Below are 19,113 nucleotides of genomic sequence, written 5' to 3'. Positions count from 1 at the left end.
CAATGAGTGATATCAAATATATTTTAGGCAGCTTTGGCGACCCTGACGAAATGATGCATGGCATCGAGAAACTTCAGGAAAATAACATCAGCATTTATGATGTTTATACTCCAATGCCTATACACGGAATAGAAGCCAAATTAGGAATTCAAAGATCGAGAATCGATATCGCAGCATTTTGCTTTGGTATTACTGGAACTTGCGCAGCTTTTGCTTTAATTTATTTTTGTGCAGTTATCGATTGGAAAGTAAATATCGGTGGTAAACCATCATTTGCATTGCCGGATTTTATTCCGATAATGTTCGAATTAACAGTATTATTCTGTGCATTCGGTATGGTGTTAACTTATTATGCATCAACCCATTTATTTCCGGGCAGATCGCCAAGAGTAATGGATTTACGTGCTACTGATGATCGTTTTGTGATTGCAATAGATGCACACGAAAATGCATCGCACACTGTAATTGATGGTTTATTAAAAGATGCAGGTGCTTTAGAAGTAAAGTATAATGAAAGGAAGTACATTAGCTATGAATAAGAATAAATTTGTTTATGCCGCGTTTTTAGCTATCGCTTTTGCAGCTACTTTTTCGGCTTGTAGAGATAAACGTAGTACTGGTTTAGAATATGCCAGGAATATGTATGATCCGATTGCTTACAACCCGGATCAGCCAAATAAAAACTTTAAGGATGGTAAAACTGCACAGTTACCTCCTGCAAATACTAAACCTGTAGGTTTTACAGAGTACGATCAATATCCAAATACATTAGAAGGATATAACGAAGCTGGCGCTAAAATGGTTAATCCGTTAGTTGCAGATAGCACTACTCTTGCAGAAGGTAAACATTCATTTGTTGTTTTCTGTGCACCATGTCACGGTGAGAAAGGTGATGGACAAGGTCACTTAGTTAAGATAGAAAAATTTAACGGTGTACCTGCTTACCAAACCGGTGCTTCATCAAGAGGTGGTAATATGGTAGATTTAACGGCAGGAAAAATATATCATACAATTACATATGGTGTAAATAACATGGGCTCGCATGCTTCGCAAATCACGCCAACAGATCGTTGGAAAGTTGTGTTGTATGTTCAACAATTACAAAAAGGACAATAAGTAAAGCAGATATAAATGGGAACTCACAATATTAATTTTAGTGAACAATTTGAGTTTACAGGAAAAGTAAAAACTTTAAGTATAGTTGGTATAGCCTTAGGTGTGCTTGCTATTGCTTACGGTTTTATTGCTGGCGATAAAGTAATGCACGAGCGTACTTTTGCCAACCTGTTACTTATGGGATATTACTTTGCATGCGTTTGTATGTCTGGTATGTTTTTCCTTGCTATTCAATTTGTTGCTCAGGCAGGATGGTCTGCTTCAATTTTACGTGTACCGCAAGCCATGGCTAAAACATTGCCTATTGCTGCTGTAATACTTGTTGTTATTATTTCTGCAGGTTTATATACACATAACTTATATCACCATTGGCATGCTGACGGTTTAACAGACCCAAACAGCCCTAATTACGATGCGCTTATTGCAGGTAAAGCTGTATTCTTAAATGTACCTTTCTTTTTAGGTCGTCAGGTAGTGTTTTTAGGTGTGTATAGCATTTTTGCAATGATGTTTGTAAAATATTCTTACAACGAAGATTTACAAGGTGGTTTAAATTCATACAGAAAAAGCTTTAAAAATGCTTGTATTTTCTTAGTTATCTACGGTTTTACAACGCCTATTTTTGCTTTTGATACAATCATGTCATTAGAAGCGCATTGGTTCTCAACTATGTTTGGTTGGTACAACTTCGCAGCAATGTGGGTAAGCAGTTTAGCTACAATTGCAATCATCTTAATCTTATTAAGAAGAGCTGGATATATGCAATGGGTTAACAATAGCCACTTACATAACTTAGGTCAGTTCATTTTTGGTTTCTCTATCTTCTGGACTTATGTATGGTTTGCACAGTTCTTATTAATTTATTATGCAAACATGCCAGAGGAAACCGTTTATTTCTACAGAAGATTCGAATATTATAAATTCTGGTTCTTCCTTAACCTTGCAATGAATTTCCTTGCACCGGTATTATTATTAATGGATAGAGATAATAAGAGAACTGATGTTAAATTATTATTTGTTTCAATCGTAGTATTGCTTGGTCACTGGGTAGATTATTATCAAATGATTATGCCAGGTGCGGTAGAGGATGGACACAACGGATTTGGTATTATTGAGATTGGTACTGCGATTGGTTTCGTTGGATTATTTACCTTTACGGTTTTAAGCAACTTAAGTAAAAAACCTTTAATTGCTAAAAATCACCCTTTATTACAAGAAAGCTTACATCATCAGCTGTAGTTGATGTTTACAATAGCGAATATTTAATTATTATATAGAAGTACAGCGTACTACTTTTAAGAAAATGAGTTTAAGAAAGTTTATCACGAATAAAACGACCGCAGCTTTAGCAGTATTACTTACTGTTTTTGCTAACACGAGCGTATTTGCGCAAGATGCAGCAGCAGGAGCTGCCGCGGCACCGAAAGTTGATATGGGTGAGGTTTACAAATCAGTAATTTTTTATGTACTGGTATTCCTGGCCATATGTTTATTCATTGCTATTGTGGGTAAAGCCATAAGAGTTTATGAATTAAGCCGCGAAGCACAAGGTAAACCCGTAGGTATTAACTGGAACAGGGTTCATGCAAGTTTATTTGCATTGTTCTTAGTTTTAGGATTGTATGGTGTGTATTGGGAATATACAGTACACGGTGCAATGTTGTTACCAGATGCAGCATCAGTACATGGAGAACGTATTGATAAGATGTTTAACCTAACGTTAATTATCACAACGATTGTTTTTGTAGTAACTCACATTTTATTATTCGGGTTTTCTTACGTTTATAAATATTCTGCAAAGAGAAAAGCATATTATTATCCTCACAATAATACAATCGAAAAAATCTGGACAATTGTTCCGGCATTAGTTTTAACTGTATTAGTGTTAATGGGTTTCTTAACCTGGAGATCAATTTTTTATAAAGTTGAAGACCCAAATAACAAACCACTTCAAATTGAAGTTACTTCAGAGCAGTTCAAATGGTCAATCCGTTATCCTGGTGCAGATGGTGTTGTAGGTAAGAAAAACTATAAATTAACTACTGCTTCAAATACTTTAGGTATAGATTTTAAAGATTTAAAATCTCGTGACGATTTAATGGCTGATGAAATGGTTATTCCGGTTGGAAAATCAGTTAAGTTGCTTTTAATGAGTAAAGATGTTATTCACAGTTTTTACCTGCCACACTTTAGAGTACAGTTAAACACTGTACCGGGTATGCAAACTATCTTTGAATTTACACCAACCATTACCACTGCAGAGATGCAGCAAAAAACTAACGATCCAAATTTTAAGTACTTATTTTATTGCGCAAAAATTTGCGGTTCTGGTCACTACAACATGCAAAAGGTTGTACGTGTAGTTTCTCAAAAGGAATATGATGAGTGGATTGCAGAGCAAAAACCTTACTTAAATGATGATTTAAGAAAACAATTTAATTTGCCAGTGGCACCTAAACCTGTAGAAGCAGGTTCAGATTCGATAGCTACAGATTCTGCAGCTGTTAAAACAAACCAAATGGCTTTAAATAAATAATATACCGAAGAGCGAAAAGAATTATGTCAACAATAGCATTACACGACGAACACAATCACGATCACGCTGATCACGGGCACCATAAGGAGACTTTGATTTCAAAGTATATCTTCAGTATGGACCACAAAATGATTGCGAAGCAATTTTTAGTAACCGGTATTATTATGGCGGTTATTGCAATGGGTCTATCAATTTTATTCCGTATTCAATTAGCATGGCCAGATAAAAGTTTCCCTTTCTTAGAAACATTTTTAGGAAAATGGGCTGAAGGTGGTCGTATTAAATCTGATTTCTATTTAGCATTAGTAACCATTCACGGTACCATCATGGTATTCTTTGTGTTAACCGCAGGTTTAAGTGGTACTTTCAGTAATTTGTTAATTCCATTACAAATTGGAGCCAGAGATATGGCATCGCCATTCTTAAACATGCTTTCATATTGGTTTTTCTTTACAGCCTGTGTGATAATGATGGCTTCATTCTTTATACAAACCGGACCAGCTTCTGGTGGTTGGACAGTTTATCCTCCATTATCGGCTTTGCCTACAGCAATTCCTGGTTCTGGAATGGGTATGACGATGTGGTTAATCAGTATGGTACTTTTCGTAGCATCATCATTAATGGGTGGTATTAATTACGTAAGTACAATTTTAAACATGCGTACTAAAGGTATGGATTTATGGAAAATGCCTTTAACAATCTGGGCATTCTTCTTAACAGCGATATTGGGTATCTTATCATTCCCGGTATTGGTTGCTGGTGTGGTACTTTTAGTTTTCGACCGTAGTTTCGGAACAAGTTTTTACTTGTCTGATATTGTTATGGGTACAAATATCTTACCTAACGAAGGTGGTTCTCCGATTTTATGGCAACACTTATTTTGGTTCTTAGGTCACCCGGAGGTATATATTGTAATTATGCCTGCATTGGGTATCTCATCAGAAGTTATTTCGGTAAATTCACGTAAACCAATTTTTGGTTACCATGCGATGGTTTACTCTCTAATCGGTATTACCGTACTTTCGTTTATCGTTTGGGGTCACCATATGTTTGTAACGGGTATGAATCCTTTATTGGGCGGCGTATTCATGATTACAACATTAATTATTGCGGTTCCATCAGCAGTAAAAACATTTAACTATTTGGCTACATTATGGAGAGGTAACATTCGTTTCACTCCGGCAATGTTATTTGCTATCGGTTTAGTATCATTCTTTATCTCTGGCGGTTTAACAGGATTATTCTTAGGTAATGCTTCATTAGACATTAATTTACACGATACGTATTTCGTAGTGGCCCACTTCCATTTGGTAATGGGTTCTGCAGCTATCTTCGGTATGCTTGCTGGTGTTTATCATTGGTTTCCAAGAATGTTTGGTCGTATGATGAATGCGAAACTTGGTTACTTACACTTTTGGCTAACATTTATTGCAGCTTATTTAGTGTTCTTCCCATTACACTTTTTAGGTTTAGATGGCGTTCCACGTCGTTACTATGCATTTACTGAATTTGAATTCATGAAGAAATGGTTAACGGTTAACGTATTTGTAACTTGGGCTGCTATTATGGCAGCACTAGCTCAGGTAGCATTTTTATGGAACTTCTTCTACTCAATCTTCAAAGGTAAAGTTGCACCTCAAAATCCATGGGAATCAAATACATTAGAATGGACTGCACCAGTTGAACATTTACATGGTAACTGGCCTGGTGAAATTCCAACGGTTTACAGATGGCCGTATGACTATAGCAAACCTGGTCATGATGAAGATTTCATTCCTCAAACTGTTCCTTTCTCTCAAACAATGAGATCTAATTTACCTCATGATTTTGAAGGAAATACTGAAGCAGAAAAAATACAACAAGATTGGGAACTTGCCAATCCTGTGACAGAAAATAAGGGCTAGTTAGATAGCTTTAGCAAATTTTAAAGGGTATCTGATTAAGTTTCTGCTTATCCGGATACCCTTTTCATCTTAAAATAGATATGATCAGCAGATCAGAACAACGTTTTATCAGGATAAATTTTATAACCATTATCGTTACGTTATTGGTTATACTTGCCGGTGGTATTGTACGCAGTACAGGCTCTGGCATGGGCTGTCCGGATTGGCCTAAATGTTTTGATAGATACATACCACCAACCGATGTTTCTCAACTACCTGCAGACTATAAAGAAAAATATGTGGCCGGCAGATTGAAAAAGAATGAAAAATTTGCTAAATATTTAGAGAGCTTGGGTAAAATGGAATTGGCAGATAGTATCAGGCATGATAAATCTATTACTGTTCCTGAGGAATTTAATCCTTCAAAAACCTGGACAGAATATATCAATCGTTTAGTTGGTGTGCTTGCCGGTATCTTCTTACTGTTAACAGCAGTTTTTTCTTTTACTTACAGGAAGTCTGCTAAAAGAATAATGCTACTGAGTATAGTTAATATATTTGTTGTTGGTTATCAGGCCTGGCTGGGTTCTATAGTTGTTTCTACAAACTTAATGCAATGGGTGGTTACAGCGCACATGCTTTTGGCATTGGTGCTTTTGGCCATTTCTATTTACACGTATAGCTATGCCAAACAACTACATAAAGAACCATCGGTAATTATGTATCGCATAGCCTGGTTAAAAGGATTTTTATTTTTTACGCTCGCGGTTAGTATTATACAAATTGTATTAGGAACTGAAGTTAGGGAAGCAATTGATGTTATTGCCAAATCTTTAATTTCCCGCGACCTTTGGGTTTCAAAAGTTGGTAGCATTTTTTCTTATCATAGAGATTTTGCTATTCTGGTAGTAATTACCAATGGCGTTATATATAAAATGGTAATAGATAGATTTAGCGGAAAAGCAGCGCCTTTGTTAACGGCAAGATTTATCTTGGTTACTTTGGCAATCCAACTTTTAAGTGGATTTGCCCTGGCCTATATTTCTTTACCACCGGTTGCACAAGCATTGCATATTTTATTTTCTACAATGCTATTTAGCTTACAGTTTTATTTGTATTTGTTGGTTTACCGAACAAAAACATATAAACAATAACATTAATAATATTGAAGCAGTTTATTTCAGATTTCTCAAAACTAGTTAAGTTTAGACTGTCTTTTACGGTAGTGTTCTCTGCGTCAATTTCTTTTTTAATTGGGCAGAAAATGCAAGTTGGCCGAGGAAACATTCCGTCAATTGAATGGCAAAACTGGTTAATTTTAATTGCTGGTGGCTTTCTTGTAACAGCTGCTGCAAATTGCTTTAATGAAATTATAGAGGTTGACTTGGATAAGTTAATGAGCCGAACGAAGGATAGACCAATGCCTGCTGGTAGAATGACCACAGGCCAAGGTTTGGTTTTAGGCGTTTTTATGGCCTTTTTAGGCACATGGCTTTTAGGTCATTTAAATTTAGAAACTGGTTTATTATCTGTATTCTCAATTTTACTTTATGCTTTTGCCTATACACCATTAAAACGTAAATCGCCAATTGCTGTTTTTGTTGGTGCTATACCTGGTGCATTACCACCACTTATTGGCTACCTTGCAGCATTTGGAAGCTTAAAGTCGGATTTGTTTTTAGATATAGATTATAAAATTGCAGTTATATTATTCCTGATTCAGTTTGTATGGCAATTTCCACATTTTTGGGCTATTGCCTGGGTTTTGGATGATGATTATAAGAAAGCCGGGTTTAGGTTATTGCCAACTAAGAAAAGAGATAAGACTTCGGCACTATTTACATTTATAACCACGCTTATCCTGATACCGGTAAGTTTGTTACCAATAATATATGGTTTTGGCGGATATTTTATAGCAGTCATATCAATAATTGCTGGCGCAATATTTAGCTATTTGGCTTTCAAATTGTTGGTAAACCGAGAGTTAGCAGATGCAAAGAAAGTAATGTTCTGCTCATTTTTTTATATCCCGGCAGTACAGTTGGTTTTATTGTTTGACTTTATTGCAAAATAATTATTTATGATTTTAACAATGGAAAATACACAAGATATATTCGACCCAAGGCCAAAGAAATTTGTAGTATGGCTTTTTGTCGTTTCATCTACAATTATGTTTGGCGGTTTTACCAGTTACTATCTGGTATTCGCTGCATCAAAAGGTAAGGGGCATGGTTTAGTTTTACCAGATGCTTTTATTTACAGTACATTAATTATTATTGCCAGTAGTGTTACGCTAACATTAGCATCAAGAGCATTAAGAAAATTAAATTTCCAATTGCAACGTAAAATGTTGTGGCTAACAATGATTTTAGCTTTCGGATTTGCTTTTATGCAGTTTGTGGCATGGGGAAGCATGGTTAAAACCGGAGCAACTCTTGTAGGAAACAATGCTGCAATATCATTTATCTATGTAGTGCCGTTAATGCACTTATTCCATATTATTGCTGGTTTAGGTTTTATAATCAGCAGTTTAGTGGGTAGTTATAAAAATATTCCATTGTCAAAAAATAAATTCCGTATGGAAATAACTTCTATTTTTTGGCATTTTATAGATATATTATGGATATATCTGTATGTTTTTTTACTTTTGAACCGTTAAATTTGTTAACAAACTATTATACTATTTCCAAATGAATTCAGTATCACAATTAGATCACGTTAAAACAGGACCATGGAGTGGTGGTCGTTCGCCCTGGTCAGTAGAATATGGTAAAATCATGATGTGGTTTTTCCTCTTATCAGATGCTTTTACATTTTCATCGCTGTTGATATACTATGGTTCTCAGCGTTTTTCAAAATTAACATGGCCTGATCCGGATTTGGTTTTTCAATCAATTCCTGGTGTTATGGATCATGGAGCACCATTAGTATTCGTTGGTATCATGACATTCATTTTGATTATGAGTTCTGTCACGATGGTATTAGCTGTAGAAGCAGGACATAGAAATTCAAAAAAAGAAGTAATAGGCTGGATGATTGCAACTATCATTGGTGGATTTATGTTCTTGGGTTGTCAGGCTTTAGAGTGGACGCACTTATTCCACGAAGGTTTTGGTTGGGGTAAAATTCCTCCAATGGAAACTTTAAAACATTTGTTTTCTGGTGATGTTTCTCTAGTGTCGGCTCAGCAGTTTTCAAACTTATTTTTTACAATAACTGGTTTCCACGGTTTTCACGTATTTAGTGGTGTTATCATTAATATAATCATTTTAATTATGACCATCAACGGAACGTTTGAAAAAAGAGGTCATTATTTGATGGTTGAAAAAGTTGGTTTATATTGGCACTTCGTAGATTTAGTATGGGTGTTTGTATTTACATTCTTCTATTTGGTTTAATTAGTTTATAAAATATTATCATGTCAGAAAATCACTCACATACAGAAGGCCACGAAGAACACGTGGGTCTAAGCAAAGGAAAAATCTGGAAGGTTTTTGGAATATTATTGTTAATCACAGTTATTGAGTTTATTATTGCGCTTTGGGTTTTACCTAATCACTACATGTCTCATGCAGTTGGTAACTTTGTTTACATCGCCTTAACTTTATTAAAAGCATTTTATATTGTTGCATACTTTATGCACCTTAAATATGAGAAACTTGGTTTACAACTTGCACTAACAGTAACATTTATCTTTATTATTTACTTCTTAGTTTTAATGTTGATTGAAGGTGGATTCTTATTCCACCATACACCCAATTTTTAATGAGAAGATTTTCAATAAAGAAGACATTAATCCTGGTAAGCATATTAGCTATACCGGGATTTTTGTTTTTTTACCTTTTACCTCAATTCGCAAAAAACAGGTATAAAACTTTACCAATTTTTGGCGGTAAAAAGGTTGCATCAACTTTTCATACCGTTAGAGGAAAAAAAATACCTGATACGATATACCACACTGTTGAAGATTTTAGCTTGGTAAATCAAGAAAATGAAACCATAAATTGGGTTCCTTTAAAAGATAAAATCGTTGTTTTAAATCTGTTCTACAAATCTAGTTCAGTTAAAGAAATAAATACAAATATCCAGAAGATAGAAGAAGGCTACCAAAGAAATTCATTAATACGTTTTTTAAGCCTATCAGTAGACCCGAACGATAACCCTAAAAATCTTAAACCGCTAGCAGATTCGTTAAATGCCAAACCTGGTAAGTGGGATTTTTTAAGTGGCGATACTTTAAGAACCTATCCATTTATCCGTAGAAGTTTATTGTTAGATATGATTTATCACAATAAAGACGGCAAGCCTAAATTCATTTACGGAAACCAGATTCTTTTAATTGATAATCATAGAAGGATACGTGGATATTATGAAGCTACAAATGCTGAAGCTTTATCTAAACTCGATGATGAAATTAAAGTTTTGGTAGCTGAAGAATTGAGAAATATAAAAGATGGGAGATAAGCAATAAAATTATCTGAAAAAAAATCATGAGTGATAATTCTATAGAAAAGAAATATAATAAATGGATTATTGTACTATCGGTTGCAATACCACTTGTTGTTGCGCTATTGTTTGGCGTAAATTTAAAGAAGTTAGGTTATGATGTTAAACCACTGAGTTTTTTGCCACCAATATACGCAGCAGTAAATGGTTTAACTGCGATAGTATTGGTGTTAGCAGTTTCTGCAATAAAAAATGGTAAACGTAAACGCCACGAAAACCTAATGAAAATTGCAATCTGTTTGTCTGTTGCTTTTTTGGCAATGTACGTTGCCTATCACATGACAGCTGATAGTACAAAGTTCGGCGGAACTGGAATTATCAGGTATGTTTATTATTTTATTCTGATAACACACATTTGCCTTTCGGTAATTATCATTCCATTTGTTTTATTTACATACGTAAGGGCACTTGCCGAGAAATTTGATAAACATAGAAAATTAGCCAGAATTACCTATCCAATGTGGTTGTATGTTGCTGTAACAGGTGTAATTGTTTATTTAATGATTTCACCATATTATCAGTATTAAAAAAAGTATTAATAAGATTATTAAAGCCTCTGAATATATCAGGGGCTTTTTTGATTATTGAAAAATCTTATCATCTATTATAAATAATTATATTCATACCACTCTAAAAATTTAAATTCAAAATTTTAGAGATATATGGAATAAAATTATATTTTTGAAAAAAATTGTCCCCTGATAATTTTATTAACTAACTATTTATTATCTAGTTGCTCTTAATTCGCTAAACCCATTCTTTGGCTTGGCCATCCTGTTTTATTTAGCTTCTGCTTAAACAAAAATTAACCAATTTCTATGCAGAAAATCTACAACCAATTTGTAGTAAGATTGCGGTATGGCCTACTCGGGTTACTTTACTTATTCACTCTTACTACCACAAATGCGCATGCATCAATTAAGTATAACAATCATGCGGATTTTAAAATTCAACAAGACTTTTTAGTCAAAGGGCAGGTAACTGATAAGAAGGATGGAAATCCGATGCCTGGTGTTAGCATTAAAGAAAAGGGAACAAAAAATGCAGTTTCTTCTAATGGTAACGGTGAATATCAAATTAAAGTGAAAGATGGTGCTATTTTAGTTGTTTCGTCAGTAGGCTATAAAAGCATCGAAATATCTGTAAATGGTAGATCTACAATTAATGTTTCACTCCAGGAAGATGCCAATCAATTAAATGAAATTGTAATAACCGGTATGGGTACTAAGGTGGATAAGAGAACATTTACAGGAGCTACCTCAAACCTAAAAGTTACTGATGCTGAGATTGGCGGCTTGCCTGATCCAAGTAGAATGTTGGATGGTAGAGTTGCTGAAGTTGTTGTACAAAACACTACAGGAACCTTTGGTACAGCGCCTAAGATTAGAGTTCGTGGAGCCACCTCAATTTTTGGAAGTTCAAAACCACTTTGGGTTGTTGATGGTGTAATTTTAGAAGATGTGGCAGATGTAAGTTCTGATGCACTTTCATCTGGAGATGCATTAACATTAATCAGTTCTGCTGTTGGTGGTTTAAACTCAAATGATATTGAATCCTTTCAGGTCTTAAAAGATGGTGCAGCAACGTCAATATATGGCGCCAAAGGTATGGGAGGCGTTATTGTAATCACAACAAAAAGAGGTAAGAATGGCGTTAGTTCGCTAAATTATGTTTCTGAATTAACAACTCGTGCTACACCATCGTATAATAACTATAACATCATGAATTCCCAAGAGCAAATGGGTGTTTATCAAATGTTGGAACAGAGAGGATGGTTAAACAATTCTAGTGTATCAAACGCAGCAAGTAGTGGTGTTTATGGCAAAATGTTTCAATTAATCAATTCTGGACAACTCTTAAATACTGAAGCTGCAAAAAATGCCTATTTAAGAGAGGCTGAATACAGAAATACAGATTGGTTTAGTGAGTTGTTTAGCACTAATATTGCTCAAAACCATTCAGTGAGCATCACTTCAGGTTCGGAGAAGGCTCAATATTATGCCTCGTTAAGTGCTATTACTGATCCAGGATGGTCAAAGCAAAGCAAGTTTAAACGATATACTGCAAATTTTAATGCTACGTATAACCTTCGAAACAATTTAAAGCTAACACTCCTATCTAATGGTTCTTACAGAGACCAAAGAGCTCCAGGTACATTAGGGCAATCAACTGATGTTGTTTTTGGTACTGTTGGTCGTGATTTTGATATTAACCCCTTCTCTTACGCATTAAATTCATCAAGAACATTAGATCCTAAAGAAATATATACAAGAAATTATGCTCCATTTAATATTTTGAAAGAAATGGAAAATAATTATATGGATGTAAATGTTGCAGATGTTAAATTTCAAGGCGAACTAAAATGGAAGGCATTAAAAACTTTAGATTTCGGCTTTTTAGCTTCTACTAGATATCAGCAAACATCGCAACAGCACTACATAAAGGATGAGTCTAACCAAGCAATGGCTTACAGAGCAATGGGTACAACTATTATAAGAGATGCTAATCCTTATTTATATACAGATCCAAGTATTTTATATGCTATACCGGTAACTATTCTACCTGCGGGTGGTATTTATAATCGTACAGATTACAAAATGACAAGTGATGATTTCCGCTTTACTGCTCAGTATAACGAAACTTTCGCCGAAAAACATACAGTTGATTTTGTAACTGGTTCTACATTAAGTTCTATTACCAGAAATAATAATTGGAATAGGGGTTGGGGTTTACAATAAGGGTTAGGAGAAATTCCATTTACCGATTACCGTATATTCAAAAGAGCTTCAGAAGAAAATACTGAATATTTTAGAGTTGGCAACACCCGAAGTAAAGAGGTTGCATTCTTTGGTGAAGGTGCTTACACTTTTGATAATAAATATACCATCAAAGCTACTGGTAGATATGAGGGTAGCAATCGTTTAGGTAAATCAAGAACAGCGAGATGGTTACCTACGTGGAGTGTATCTGGACTTTGGAATGTAATGCAGGAAGACTTCTTCCAAAAACTGAATACACCATTCTCCAGTTTAACATTTAAAGCCTCTTATGGTTTATCGGCAAACAGAGGCCCAAGTTATGTAACAAATTCTCAGGCAATTTACCCGAGTTATAACCCTTGGAGACCAACAGCTGCAGACAGAGAAACAGGTTTAGAATTAGATGATTTAGAGAATTCAGAGCTAACATATGAGAAGAAACATGAATTAAATTTAGGTACTAGCTTTAGCTTATTCAAAAATAGATTAGCTGTTGATGTTGATTATTACAAAAGAAATAATTTCGATTTAATAGGGATAGTGAATACGCAGGGATTAGGTGGGGAAATTACTAAATATGGTAATGTGGCTGATATGAAATCTAGTGGTATCGAAGTAAGTGTTGCCGGAACGATTATCAAAAAGGGCGACTTCTCCTGGACATCTAACTTCATCTATACACATACTACCAATAAAATAACTCAATCTGAAAATAATGCGAGAGTAATTGATTTAATTACTGGCAGGGGATATGGTTTGCAGGGTTATGCTGCCCGTTCTTTATTCTCTATTCCATTTGTAGGCTTGCAAAGCGATGGATTACCACGTTTCACCAATAGCGATGGCTCCACAACTGTTTCTGGAGTTTATCTTCAAAATAGAGACAAAGTAGATTTCTTAAAATATGAAGGAACTTTGGAACCAACTCATTTAGGAAGTTTTGGGAATATATTCGCTTACAAAGCATTTAAATTAAATGTTTTTGTAACGTATTCATACGGAAATGTTGTTCGCTTAGATCCAGCTTTTAAAACAGGATATAGCGATTTGGATGCCAATACGAGAGAGTTTTTTGATGCCTGGACGGTACCCGGTGATGAGTTGAAGACTAACATACCGGTAATTTTAGATACCAGATATTTAAGAAACGATGCTAATTATAGAATTGCCTACAATTCTTATAATTATTCTACAGCAAATGTAGCTAAAGGTGATTTTGTCAGATTAAAAGACATATCACTATCCTATGATTTTCCAAAAAATGGGCTTGCAAAGATTGGAATTGCGGCAGCAAGCTTACGTTTAAATGCCACAAATTTATGGCTTATATATGCTGATAAACAATTAAATGGTCAGGACCCGGAATTTGTAAATGCTGGTGGTGTAGCCCTGCCAATTCCAAAACAATACACATTGACTTTAAGAGTTGGATTTTAATTATTGAATTGAAAATGAAAAATAAATATTTATTTATAGCCATTAGTGCAATTACAATCTTAAGTATTTCTTCTTGTAAAAAATACCTTGATGAATTGCCAGATAATAGAGCAGAGCTAGACAACACGGAAAAAATTTCCAAAATGTTAGTATCAGCCTACCCTCAAAATTCTTACGTTTTAGCAACCGAGCTATCATCAGATAATGTGGATGATTACGGCGAATCAAATCCCTATAGCGATAGAATTAGTCAGCAGTTGTTTAAATGGGAAGATGTAACAGAAACGTCTAATGATGGAATAGACAGATTGTGGGGTTCTTGTTATAGCGCTATAGCTAGCGCTAATGCCGCGTTAGCTGCTATAGAAGCCCAAGGAAATCCAGCTTCGCTTTCTGCACAAAGAGGTGAGGCTTTGGTAGCTCGAGCTTACGGTCACTTTATTTTGGTAAATGTATTTGCTCAACATTATTCGCCAACTAAATCTGCAACTGATTTAGGCATAACCTATATGACCAAATCTGAAACTACTCTCAATCCAAAATATCAAAGAAATACTGTAGCAGAAGTTTATGATTTTATGATTAAGGATATTGAAGAAGGTTTACCATTAATAAACGATGCCTCATATTCAAATGCAAATGCGGCAAAATATCATTTTAATAAATCTGCAGCAAATGCATTTGCTGCAAGGTTATTTCTTTATAGAGGAGATTGGGCAAAGGCTGTAACTTATTCTACTGCTTCATTTAATAATTCGCCATCGGCCTATTTAAGAGATTGGACAACACTTTCAAGTTTTAGTGCAGTTTTTGCCAATATGACCAGAGAATACAATTCTAGTAATATTAAGGCAAATTTTTTAATCAGTACACCAGCATCAGCCATTGGCACTATTTTCGGAAATTATTATACTGGTAGTAGATTTTCACACGGTAATTACATTGCTAGGCAAGAAACTATCTTATCATCACTGACACCGCACTTTAACTATGGAACTGCAGTTCCAGTCTACAGAATTCGTACATACACTTATTCTGGAGCTAATTTGGATAAAGTATTATTGCCACATGCTTCCTACCAATTTGAGTACACAGATCCGGTTGCAGGCATAGGCTATGCTCACGGAGTATTCACAGCATTTACTGCAGAGGAAGCCTTACTAACCAGAGCTGAAGCAAACATTCATTTGAAAAACTACTCAGCTGCTATCGCCGATATGCAACTTTTTCTTAATAATACCTATAATACAAATCCTGTTTTGACTGAGGCAATGATTAACAATTGGGCCAATGGACGAGCATATTCAACTGCAGCAGTATCTACAAGTAAGAAGAAATTTAATTCTGAATATACAATAGAAACTGGTACACAAGAAAATATGCTTCATGCAGTTCTATTTTACAGAAGGGTAGAAACACTACACACTGGCTTGCGTTGGTTTGATGTGAAACGTTATGGTATTGAAATTACCAGAAGAACAATTGTTGCAAATGCTGTAGGACCGATAAGTACAAATACATTAACCGTACGAGACAACAGGAGAGCATTACAACTACCACAAGATGTTATAAGTTCAGGTTTAACCCCTAATCCTCGATAATTATGAAATACAATAAATTTTATATACTTCTACTTTCAGGCGTATTAATTACAAGCGCTTGTAAAAAGGAAAAATTAGATTCAAGCAGCGTTTTTGTTGATTCATCAACTGAGAAAAACCCTTTAGATAATTATATTTATAATAACTATATACTAAATTATAACGTAGATATTTTGTATAAGTATGTAGATAAGGAATCTAATCTGAATTATAATCTGGTTCCGGCGAGTTATAATAGTTCTGTTCGATTAACAAAATTATTTAAATATTTAGGTTTCGAACCTTATGATGATGTAACAGGAAGCAAAGCTTTTATCAAGCGTTATTTCCCAAAACTAATCAACTTTATTGGTACAGCTGCCTATAATAATAATGGAACTAGGATTTTAGGTACAGCAGAAGGCGCAAAGAAAATAACGCTTTATGAAGTAAATGCACTTAATGCTACAACAGGTGTTAATGCCGACTTTTTAACGGATAGCTACTTCCATACTATTCATCACGAATTTCAGCATATCTTAAATCAAACGACTGATTTTCCGTCGAGTTTTAGAACAATCTCCGGAACAGCTTACGTTGATGATGTTTGGAATACTATATATCCGAATAATGCGACAGGCATTGGAGCTGCAATAGCTGCGGGTTTTATCTCTCCTTATGCAAGTGGTGGCGATAAGGAAGATTTTGCAGAATTATTTTCTTTCTACATTACCTTGTCTGCAACACAATTTAACGCAATGTTAAATGTCACCGGTAGCACTCCTGCAGGTAGAACTATTATCAATAACAAATTGGTGCTGGTAAAAAACTATATGCAAACGGTTTGGAATATTGATATGGATGTATTAAGAGCCAATATCGTAAACAGGAAAGCCAATTTAGGCACATTTGATCAGACAACTTTATAAGAAATTATATAATGAAAAGAAATTATTTTTTAGTTTTAATATCAGGTATGCTTTTATTCGCTGCTTGCGATAAGAAGAAAGATAGGATATTTGAAGATAGCCCAACAGAGCGATTAAACGCGGCTGTATTGAATGCACAAACCATTTTAAAAAGTAAACCTAATGGTTGGATTATGCAGTATTACCCGGGTACTAATGCACCATATGGTGGCGTAAATTTGTTTATGAATTTTTCTTCGGCTACGGATGTGAATGTTCAGGGTGATTATACTTCAAGCAATGTAACCAGCACCTATAAGGTGTACCCAGGGGCTGGTCCAATACTAACTTTTGATACCTACAATTCTATTTTAGCATATTTTGCTGCTCCTGGTGCAATAACAGGTTTAGTTAGTAATGATGGTGGTTTAGGTGGAGATTTTGAGTTTTTAGTTACAAAAGCTGATCCTGATTCTGTTATCTTAAAAGGTAGAAAGCGGGGTACAAAAATTGTTATGGTTCCTATGCCAGCTAATCCTACAACAGTTATTAGCGCTTACAAAACCGCGTGGCAAAGATATTATGCGCCAAAATCTTATAGGTTTGAAACAGCAACTGGAAATATAAATCTTGAATTTGGATGGTTTATGGAACTTGAATCTTTAAACGCGATTTATTCATTCAGAGTAACAACTACAGGTTTAGAATTATTATCACCAGTTGTCGTAAATGGTGTAAGCTTTAAAGAATTAACCTTTAAACCAGCCACAACGGGCTATCCTAACGGATATTATACAAATGATGCTGCAACAATAAAATTGGTGCCTATATTCTAATTGTCTTAAACAATAATTAAAATAGCTTACCAATTCGTAGGATTTATCAAACAAAAATCATATTATATTTAAATTTTACCCTCATTCTAAAAGAATGAGGGTTTTTTATGACATAATTTTTGCGACCCTCCATTCGTTTATCATTATATTTGTTGTGATGAAAAAGACATTGAGTTTTATCCTATTTTCAACTGCGTTTTTGTTGCTATTTGCCATTGATGTACAAGCTCAATGTGCTATGTGTACAATTAATGCTGAGCAAGGTGTAAAAAATGGCAACACGCAGGCTGCAGGTTTAAATACCGGTGTAATTTATTTATTGGTTATTCCATATTTACTTGCCACAGTTGTTGGCATTATCTGGTATAAAAAATACCGCAAAAAAAATGTGACACTTAATATGAAGTCTGAGCCAATAAATCTTAATTAAGATGGCTGTGAAAACTTCTAAATTGTATGCTATCATTCATGCAAAATGCCCCCATTGTCGCAGAGGCGATATATTTACAGGCAGCATGTATGGTTTTAACATTCAGCACACTAAAGAAGTATGTTCGCATTGCGGCCAAAGAATAGAAATTGAGCCTGGATATTTTTATGCTGCAATGTATGTAAGCTATGCGATGAATGTAATAGAAATGCTTACCGTGAGTTTCATTACCTATCTGGTTGTGGGTACATTAAAAGACGAAAATTTCTGGACCTACTTAATCACCATCTTTAGTGGATGTTTTATCTTTTATCCATTTAATTATCGGTATTCAAGAATTCTACTCCTCCACATACTATCGCCTAATATAAAATATAAACCTTATTACGATAATCCTTAACATTGCTATCATAGTTTTCTCTTAAAAATCAGATATGTTAAAAAAAGATACCCTTGCTTTTATTAAAGATGTTGCAGATAATAATAACAGAGAATGGTTTGCTGAGAATAAGCATCGTTATGAAGATGCAAAAACAGATGTTTTAAATCTGGTAGCGGAGATAATTCCCGAACTTTCTAAAATTGATCCTTTAATTTCTTCAGAAACTGATCCGAAAAAATCTTTATTAAGGATTTACCGTGATGTACGTTTCAGCAAAAATAAAGACCCATACAAAAACAACTTTGGTATTTGGTTTTCTGCAAAAAACAAAGGTGCCAATGGGCCTGGTTATTACCTGCACATTCAACCAGGTAAAAATTTTATAGCTGGTGGTTACTGGATGCCCGAAGCAGAACATTTAAAACTTATCAGACAAGAAATAGATTACAATTTTGGCGATTTTGAAAAGATTATAACTGACAAAAGTTTTAAAAAGAATTTCAAATTAGGTACAGCGAATGCCCTTAAGAACGCACCTAAAGGCTATGACCCTGCAGATCCGAATATCGAATTTTTAAAATTGAAAAGCTTTGAAGCCACAACGGAAATACCTGATGAGGAGTTTTTGAAGCCAACAATCGTTAATAAGTTAATAAGTTCTTTTACTACGGTTAATCCATTAGTTGCATTTTTACGCAATGCTATAGAACAATAGTTTTTCAATGAATTTAAAAGTTAAA

20 protein-coding genes are annotated in these 19,113 nt (G+C 34.7%); all 20 read left to right on the top strand.

The window, feature by feature from the left end; genetic code table 11:
• The first annotated feature begins 2 nt into the window (after positions 1 to 2).
• Positions 3 to 539 (top strand): DUF3341 domain-containing protein, encoded by a 537-nt coding sequence (locus LUA90_RS10945; RefSeq protein WP_231465771.1) that lies wholly within the window; start codon positions 3 to 5, stop codon positions 537 to 539.
• Entirely contained in the window at positions 511 to 1,116 is a 606-nt protein-coding gene (locus LUA90_RS10940) for a cytochrome c (protein ID WP_231465769.1), read from the top strand. The genes LUA90_RS10945 and LUA90_RS10940 overlap by 29 nt, the downstream gene beginning before the upstream one ends.
• A gap of 15 nt (positions 1,117 to 1,131) precedes the next feature.
• On the top strand, positions 1,132 to 2,355 hold the full coding sequence (locus tag LUA90_RS10935; protein ID WP_231490991.1) for a quinol:cytochrome C oxidoreductase: 1,224 nt from the start codon (positions 1,132 to 1,134) through the stop codon (positions 2,353 to 2,355).
• Between the two features lie 64 nt (positions 2,356 to 2,419).
• On the top strand, positions 2,420 to 3,652 hold the full coding sequence (locus LUA90_RS10930; RefSeq protein ID WP_231465765.1) for a cytochrome c oxidase subunit II transmembrane domain-containing protein: 1,233 nt from the start codon (positions 2,420 to 2,422) through the stop codon (positions 3,650 to 3,652).
• Positions 3,653 to 3,675: 23 nt separating this feature from the next.
• On the top strand, positions 3,676 to 5,556 hold the full coding sequence (locus LUA90_RS10925) for a cbb3-type cytochrome c oxidase subunit I (protein ID WP_231465763.1): 1,881 nt from the start codon (positions 3,676 to 3,678) through the stop codon (positions 5,554 to 5,556).
• 80 nt (positions 5,557 to 5,636) lie between these two features.
• Positions 5,637 to 6,689 (top strand): heme A synthase, encoded by a 1,053-nt coding sequence (locus tag LUA90_RS10920; protein ID WP_231465761.1) that lies wholly within the window; start codon positions 5,637 to 5,639, stop codon positions 6,687 to 6,689.
• Positions 6,690 to 6,700: 11 nt separating this feature from the next.
• Positions 6,701 to 7,609, top strand: coding sequence for a heme o synthase (gene cyoE, locus LUA90_RS10915; RefSeq protein ID WP_231465759.1), 909 nt, complete (start codon positions 6,701 to 6,703; stop codon positions 7,607 to 7,609).
• Positions 7,610 to 7,627: 18 nt separating this feature from the next.
• A complete protein-coding gene (locus LUA90_RS10910) occupies positions 7,628 to 8,194 on the top strand; it encodes a cytochrome c oxidase subunit 3 (RefSeq protein ID WP_231465757.1) in 567 nt (188 codons plus the stop codon).
• A 31-nt stretch (positions 8,195 to 8,225) separates the two neighbouring features.
• The gene (locus tag LUA90_RS10905; protein WP_231465755.1) at positions 8,226 to 8,933 is read left to right on the top strand and encodes a cytochrome c oxidase subunit 3; all 708 of its coding nucleotides are present in this window, start codon (positions 8,226 to 8,228) and stop codon (positions 8,931 to 8,933) included.
• Positions 8,934 to 8,953: 20 nt separating this feature from the next.
• Positions 8,954 to 9,301: a cytochrome C oxidase subunit IV family protein gene (locus LUA90_RS10900; RefSeq protein ID WP_231465753.1), complete on the top strand. Its 348-nt coding sequence runs from the start codon at positions 8,954 to 8,956 to the stop codon at positions 9,299 to 9,301.
• Positions 9,301 to 9,999, top strand: a complete 699-nt coding sequence (locus LUA90_RS10895; protein WP_231465751.1) for an SCO family protein — start codon at positions 9,301 to 9,303, stop codon at positions 9,997 to 9,999. The genes LUA90_RS10900 and LUA90_RS10895 overlap by 1 nt, the downstream gene beginning before the upstream one ends.
• A gap of 26 nt (positions 10,000 to 10,025) precedes the next feature.
• Positions 10,026 to 10,568 carry a DUF420 domain-containing protein gene (locus LUA90_RS10890; RefSeq protein ID WP_231465750.1) on the top strand — a complete coding sequence of 181 codons (543 nt, stop codon included), beginning with the start codon at positions 10,026 to 10,028 and terminating at the stop codon, positions 10,566 to 10,568.
• A 291-nt stretch (positions 10,569 to 10,859) separates the two neighbouring features.
• The gene (locus LUA90_RS10885) at positions 10,860 to 12,779 is read left to right on the top strand and encodes a carboxypeptidase-like regulatory domain-containing protein (protein WP_231490990.1); all 1,920 of its coding nucleotides are present in this window, start codon (positions 10,860 to 10,862) and stop codon (positions 12,777 to 12,779) included.
• A gap of 246 nt (positions 12,780 to 13,025) precedes the next feature.
• Positions 13,026 to 14,237 (top strand): hypothetical protein, encoded by a 1,212-nt coding sequence (locus LUA90_RS10880; protein WP_370635332.1) that lies wholly within the window; start codon positions 13,026 to 13,028, stop codon positions 14,235 to 14,237.
• 14 nt (positions 14,238 to 14,251) lie between these two features.
• Entirely contained in the window at positions 14,252 to 15,838 is a 1,587-nt protein-coding gene (locus LUA90_RS10875) for a RagB/SusD family nutrient uptake outer membrane protein (protein WP_231465747.1), read from the top strand.
• Between the two features lie 2 nt (positions 15,839 to 15,840).
• Entirely contained in the window at positions 15,841 to 16,746 is a 906-nt protein-coding gene (locus LUA90_RS10870) for a putative zinc-binding metallopeptidase (RefSeq protein WP_231490989.1), read from the top strand.
• Between the two features lie 11 nt (positions 16,747 to 16,757).
• A complete protein-coding gene (locus LUA90_RS10865; protein ID WP_231464538.1) occupies positions 16,758 to 17,561 on the top strand; it encodes a DUF4302 domain-containing protein in 804 nt (267 codons plus the stop codon).
• A 157-nt stretch (positions 17,562 to 17,718) separates the two neighbouring features.
• Positions 17,719 to 17,991 carry a hypothetical protein gene (locus LUA90_RS10860; RefSeq protein WP_231464535.1) on the top strand — a complete coding sequence of 91 codons (273 nt, stop codon included), beginning with the start codon at positions 17,719 to 17,721 and terminating at the stop codon, positions 17,989 to 17,991.
• A gap of 1 nt (position 17,992) precedes the next feature.
• Entirely contained in the window at positions 17,993 to 18,391 is a 399-nt protein-coding gene (locus LUA90_RS10855; RefSeq protein ID WP_231464533.1) for a DUF983 domain-containing protein, read from the top strand.
• Positions 18,392 to 18,425: 34 nt separating this feature from the next.
• The gene (locus tag LUA90_RS10850) at positions 18,426 to 19,088 is read left to right on the top strand and encodes a DUF2461 domain-containing protein (protein ID WP_231464532.1); all 663 of its coding nucleotides are present in this window, start codon (positions 18,426 to 18,428) and stop codon (positions 19,086 to 19,088) included.
• The last annotated feature ends 25 nt before the right edge of the window (positions 19,089 to 19,113 follow it).

Source organism: Pedobacter sp. Leaf170 (assembly GCF_920984665.1).
Classification (GTDB): domain Bacteria; phylum Bacteroidota; class Bacteroidia; order Sphingobacteriales; family Sphingobacteriaceae; genus Pedobacter.
The sequence above is the reverse complement of the archived record's forward strand: the minus strand, read 5'-3'. Positions and strand labels throughout refer to the sequence as shown.